The sequence below is a fragment of the Pseudovibrio sp. POLY-S9 genome (assembly GCF_001431305.1).
Classification (GTDB): Bacteria; Pseudomonadota; Alphaproteobacteria; order Rhizobiales; family Stappiaceae; genus Pseudovibrio.
The window spans coordinates 1-5,553 of sequence record NZ_LCWX01000207.1 but is presented as its reverse complement, the minus strand read 5'-3'; the positions used below and the strand labels follow the sequence as shown (position 1 = coordinate 5,553).

Genomic DNA, 5,553 nt, shown 5'->3' with positions numbered 1-5,553 from the left:
ATCAGCCGCGGCGCCAGAGGCGGGCCGCGCCGACGCACGCAAGTTGTCGAGCTCTACTCCGGACGCGAGGAACGCAATGCCTCCTGGGCGAACTCTCGGCGCGAATATGATGTGGCATTTGGCATTCGCAGCAATGATCAGCTGCAGGAGGTCATTGCCTTCTTTGAAGCACGCAGTGGCCGGCTGTACGCCTTTCGCTTCAAGGACTGGGCCGACTATAAAAGCACCCTGCCCTCCAAAGCGACCACGCCTCTCGATCAGCAGCTGGGCATTGGTGATGGGACACAGACGGCCTTTCAACTACGCAAGCTCTACGGCACTGAGGCGCTTGGGTACTGGCGCACCATCACGAAGCCGGTGGCTGGCAGCATCCGGGTTGCGGTGAACAACATCGAGCAATCGAGTAACTGGACAGCTGACCTTGCCACTGGCCTCATCAACTTCAGTAGCGCCCCTGCAGCAGGAGCTGTCATCACCGCAGGCTTTGAGTTTGATGTGCCCTGCCGCTTTGACACCGACAGCATCGACATCACGCTAGACTTGGAGCGCCTCGGATCCATCACCTCCATTCCGTTGATTGAAGTTCGGGACACCTAACCCTCATGAAGAAGCTCTCTGAAGGTCTGGCTGTTCATCTTGCCAGCGGCACCACTACACTGTCCTGGTGCTGGCGGCTCACCCGCAAGGATGGTGTGGTCTTCGGTTTTACCGATCATGACCTAGCCTTACAGTTTGATGGCACCAGTTTTGAACCGGAGACCGGCCTCATTCCATCAGAACTACGCGCCTCATCCGATCTTGCCGTGGATGCTCAGGAAGCCGAAGGTGTGCTCTCCTCCGACCATATCTCCGAGACCGATATCTTTGCCGGGCTTTGGGACAATGCCAGTGTGGAAGTCTGGCGCGTCAACTGGCAGAACCCTGAGGAAAGGGTTCTGATGCGTCGTGGATCCATCGGCCAGATACGGCGCGGTAAAACTACCTTTGTTGCCGAGGTGCGTAGCATGGCCCATGTTCTGGAACAAAGCGTAGGCCGCACCTTCCAGAACGCCTGTGATGCCGCTCTTGGCGATAGCCGCTGCAAAGTCAATCTGGAAACATCCCAGTTTCAGGGTACGGGCACTGTCACCGGCCTCATTGGCGATCGTGGCTTTGCCGTCTCTGGTTTGGATGCGCTTGCTGCGGACTGGTTTGCCCTTGGGCTGCTTACCTGGCAGATCGGCGCCAACCAAGATCGGCAGGTTGAAGTCTCCCGCCACGAGATCATCTCTGGCGTTACCATCGTCACATTGCTGGAAGCGCCGGTGCGACCACCCGATGTGGGAGACACCTTCCAGATCCAGGCAGGCTGTGACAAGCGCTGGCAGACCTGCCTTGAAAAGTTCAGCAACGGCAACAACTATCGCGGCTTTCCGCACATTCCCGGCAACGACACCCTGATCCGCTATGCCGCCACCAGCCGAGGTCATACGGGCGAACCGCTGTGAGCGAAGATCAGGCAGAGCGCATCATCGTAGCAGCGCGGCGCTGGATCGGCACGCCCTATCATGATCAAGCCAGTGTTCACGGCGTGGGTTGTGATTGTCTTGGGCTCATTCGCGGTGTCTGGCGTGAGGTCATGGGTGACGAGCCAACTGACATCCCGCCTTACACACGGGATTGGGGGGAAGTGGGAGACACAGAGGTTTTAGCGGAAGGGGCAAGGAAATGGTTGCAGCCAGTGCCGCATGAGGAGATCAAGCCCGGCTGCATTTTGTTGTTTCGGGTGAAAGATACCGCGATCGCCAAGCATTGCGGGATCATGAGCGATGCCACCCATTTCATCCACGCTTATGAGCGGGTTGGGGTGATTGAGCAGCAGCTCACAAGGGCTTGGAGGCGGAGGTTGGCGTTTGGGTTTACAGTTAAAACTAATACCCCAATATACTGTGTTTAATTTTTCAAGCAATACTATAAGGCTTGACGATGATAATTTTTATGACCACTATTGAGGCATCAAAAATTATCATGGACTTTTGAAATGCATGCGATAAATACAAATCTAATTGCCGATCCAATCGAAGTGGAAATGCGCTTAGAAAAGTTGCACCTCAATAAAGACGATCTGATTTCAGTTGCACGAGATGCATTCTCCGCCCGACATAATATCACTGTTGCAGGCCCCAAAACAGGACCAGGCCTGCTTTCTTATCTTTATGGGACTGAAGCCCTTCGAATAAGAATTGTAGGCGAGCAGTGGGATCAGGTAGACGTCGACAACATTGCGCTAATTCGTAATGACGAACTAAAAATTCAAGTAGTTTTTCAAAATGTCGACGTTGCTAGTTCACTTTCTCTGACACCTAAGCCAACAACAAAAAAAGGTGCAGGATCTGAAAGAGCAAGCAAAGGAAATATGCTCTTCGACGAGTTGCCCCAGTTCGTGTCTACCGATAATAGCGAATATATCACTTATAGCTTTATGGTTGCGCCGAACGGAGCCTCTGAACTCAGCCAAGCAGTAATCAAAGACGGAACATTCGTTGCATTTATTGAACGAATTTTTATCACTGATGCTAGCGATTTTAATGATGATCCTATAGAAGGCTCTGCACCAAGCGAAATCGCAAGCGATTTTGAAATCAATGTCACCAAAAAAGCAACGTAGTGACTGGAATGTTTAATCATAAACGTCTCGACCTAGCTCGTAGACGTCGCCGTTTGACCAACAAGAAACTATCAGAGGTGACTGGCTTAACTGTCGTTACTCTGACAAGGATTCTGCGTGGAATAACTGAAACACCCTCAGAAGAGAGTGTTGAGAAACTGGCGCGTGCGCTCGATTATCCAACAAGCTTCTTTTACGGTGAGGACTTTGAAACTTTAAATCCTGATGGCGTGAGCTTTAGAAGTCTTAAGCGTATGAGCGCAAAGGAACGCGATGCTGCTATAGCTGCAGGAGAGTTAGGTGTTGAGCTATTTCACTGGCTAGATCAGCACTTCAATTTGCCAACACTAGATCTACCAGATTTGTCCGATTCTCCTACTCCAGAAATTGCGGCAGCCGAACTCAGGCAGCACTGGAAGTTAGGTGAAAAGCCAATTGGCAATATGGTGCATCTGCTCGAATCCAAAGGGGTACATGTTCTTTCCCTTTCAGAGAGAAATAACAATGTTGATGCATTCTCCTTCTGGCTAGATAAGCAACCGTTCGTATTCTTAAACACTCAAAAGACAGCCGAACACAGTATCTACGATGCAGGGCATGAGCTCGGACATTTGGTACTACATAAGCTTGGCGATCTTCATGACCACAGACAAATTGAGCATGAAGCAAACCAATTTTCTGCAGCATTTCTAATGCCAGAGAAAGATGTAAGATCGGCCATAAGAAGACCTATTACTCCAGAGAAAATCATCAAAAGCAAAAAACGTTGGCGCGTTTCTGCTATGGCATTAACGTATCGATTGCATAAACTAGCGTTCATCTCAGACTGGCAATATCGTTCAATGTGTATTGAGCTTGGAAGACGCGGCTACAGATCCGGTGAACCGGATGGCATCAAACGCGAAACCTCAAAGGTATGGGAACTGGCGCTTACACAATTGTGGCGAGAAAAGAAAACAACCAACCATATAGCTCAAGAAACCGAAATACCTCTCGATGAGCTTGACTACCTAATGTTTAGCCCAAATGGGAGTAAGGAGAAAACTAAGACCTCTTTTGTTGGTTTAAAGCTGGCACAAGATATGTGAAATAACCTCCCAGCGACCAACGTTAATATAGCTAACTCACAATACCCTCGGAAGTATTAGAGAGCTTTTCACTCAAGACTCCCAAAATCAACTACACAGGGCTTTACTAATGGCGACACTTGTCCTTCGCGCTGTTGGCACTGCCGTGGGCGGAGCCATTGGCGGCTCGTTTCTTGGCGTGACCGCAGCCACGATCGGTGGTGCTATCGGCGCAGCAGCTGGTTCGTATATTGACAGCTGGCTGATCAGCACCACGCTTCCCGACCAGACCATTGAAGGTCAACGACTTGACCGCCTACAGGTCACCACCTCAACGGAGGGCGCTGTCATTCCCCGTGTGTTTGGCCGCATGAGGATTGGCGGCAACATCATCTGGGCCTCGGACTTTCGCGAAGAGATCAACCAACAGACCCAAGGTGGCGGTAAAGGCGGCGGACCAAAGGTGACGACCACCACTTACGCCTACTATGCCTCGTTTGCCATTGCACTGTGCGAAGGAGTTATCACAGGCGTTGACCGCATCTGGGCCGACGGCGAGCTTATGGACCTGCATGGTGTCGCCTGGCGCTGGTATGCAGGCGATGAGACACAAGAGCCAGATCCGCTCATCAAGGCCAAGATGAATGAGGCACCAGCCTATCGCGGCACGGCCTATCTGGTCTTTGAAGAGCTGCTGCTAGAGAGCTATGGCAACCGCATTCCTCAGATCACGGTGGAAGTGTTTCACCCACTGTTGGACGGCACACCTGAAGGCCGGTTGCAGTCCGTCACGCTAATCCCGGCATCCGGCGAATATGTCTATGCCACACGGCAGGTGACCAAAACCGAAGGCGGCGCCAAGACAACCGGCATCAACGTAAATGCAGAAGCGACCCAAGCTGATCTCATCGGTGCTCTGAACCGCTTGCAGGCCTCGGCCTCGAACATCCAAAGTATCTCACTTGTGGTTGCTTGGTTTGGCGACGATCTCAGATGCGAAACTTGCAAAATCCGCCCAGGTGTCGATCAACCGGCCAAGAATGCCAGCACGTCCTGGAGCGTCAATGGTGTCAGTAGGTCTGATGCTTTTCTGGTCAGCCGTGATGATAAAGGTGATCCAGTCTTTGGCGGTACACCTGCTGATTTCTCAGTTGTCGAGGCAATCAAGGAAATCAAAGCACGTGGTCTGCGGGTGACTTTCTATCCCTTCATCCTGATGGATATCCCGCCAAACAACACGCTGCCAGATCCTTATAGCGATGATGCAAGCACGATCGGTCAACCCGCCTATCCCTGGCGTGGCAGGATAACATGCTCTCCTGCCCCTGGTTTTGCTGGCTCTCCGGACAAAAGCGAAGCAGCAGTTGGACAAGTGTCTGCGCTGTTTGGTTCTGCTGCTATTGGTGATTTCAGTGTGAGCGGGACAAGCGTTTCATGGACAGGACCATCGGGTGATTGGGGCCTGCGCCGCATGATCCTGCACTATGCCCATCTGTGCAAAGCTGCTGGCGGAGTGGATGCGTTTCTCATTGCCTCAGAAATGCGCGTGCTTAATCAAGTGCGAGGACCAGCAAACAGCTTTTCCGCAATTGAGCAATGGAGCAGCTTACTGAGCGATGTACGCTCTGTTGTAGGTTCAGATACCAAGCTCTCTTATGCCGCCGACTGGTCCGAGTATTTCGGCTTCAGGTCGGCAGGTGACAGCGGAGACCTCTTCTTTCATCTTGACCCAATCTGGGCTCATGAAGCCTGCGCCTTTATCGGCATCGACAATTACATGCCACTCTCCGATTGGCGCGATGGTTTTGATCATTTGGACGCACAGATCCACCCGCACAT

General features: G+C 51.9%; 6 protein-coding genes. All 6 read left to right on the top strand.

Annotated features, from left to right (window positions below):
- Positions 1-597: DUF2460 domain-containing protein (locus PPL9_RS20950; RefSeq protein WP_082597018.1), on the top strand; the 597-nt coding region annotated here is incomplete at its 5' end.
- 5 nt (positions 598-602) lie between these two features.
- A complete protein-coding gene (locus PPL9_RS20945; protein ID WP_057464508.1) occupies positions 603-1,487 on the top strand; it encodes a DUF2163 domain-containing protein in 885 nt (294 codons plus the stop codon).
- A complete protein-coding gene (locus tag PPL9_RS20940; RefSeq protein WP_057464507.1) occupies positions 1,484-1,936 on the top strand; it encodes an NlpC/P60 family protein in 453 nt (150 codons plus the stop codon). Before PPL9_RS20945 ends, PPL9_RS20940 begins: the two co-directional genes overlap by 4 nt.
- An 84-nt stretch (positions 1,937-2,020) precedes the next feature.
- A complete protein-coding gene (locus PPL9_RS20935; protein WP_057464506.1) occupies positions 2,021-2,647 on the top strand; it encodes a hypothetical protein in 627 nt (208 codons plus the stop codon).
- An 8-nt stretch (positions 2,648-2,655) separates the two neighbouring features.
- The gene (locus tag PPL9_RS20930) at positions 2,656-3,735 is read left to right on the top strand and encodes an XRE family transcriptional regulator (RefSeq protein ID WP_057464505.1); all 1,080 of its coding nucleotides are present in this window, start codon (positions 2,656-2,658) and stop codon (positions 3,733-3,735) included.
- A gap of 109 nt (positions 3,736-3,844) precedes the next feature.
- Positions 3,845-5,553, top strand: a 1,709-nt coding sequence (locus PPL9_RS20925) for a glycoside hydrolase TIM-barrel-like domain-containing protein (RefSeq protein WP_200962350.1), incomplete at its 3' end; no start/stop codon positions are given.